Origin of the sequence: Acinetobacter lwoffii (assembly GCF_024129855.1) — a bacterium.
Classification (GTDB): domain Bacteria; phylum Pseudomonadota; class Gammaproteobacteria; order Pseudomonadales; family Moraxellaceae; genus Acinetobacter; species Acinetobacter lwoffii_L.
Map to the genome: position 1 here is coordinate 1 of NZ_JAMXXC010000083.1, position 322 is coordinate 322.

General features: G+C 43.2%; 1 protein-coding gene. It reads right to left on the reverse strand.

The genetic code is table 11. The features are described from left to right. Positions 1–322, reverse strand: a 322-nt coding sequence (locus tag NI465_RS16600) for a transposase (protein WP_253146009.1), incomplete at both ends; no start/stop codon positions are given.

Sequence of the window (322 nt, forward strand, 5' to 3'; positions counted from 1 at the left end):
GGACTGCTACACGTGCATGGATCTCATTCACTTGGCTATCAAAACTCCTTGCACTGAGTTTATCTCCTAATAATTTGATGCAATGCATCTTAGTTTCAACCAAACTTCGCCGATGATAGCCTGACCATTTTTTCCATAGTGTCCTGCCTAAACGCTTAACTGTTCGAAGTAATTCATTTCGCTCTAGCGAGCTACTCTTTGTATCTTTCCATGGTTTCGCATTTTTTCTAAGTGGAATCACCGCATGCCCTTGCCGATCTGCAATGACCTGACGGCATTGCTTGGTGTCATAAGCTCCATCGGTATAAACAGAGTCAATCTG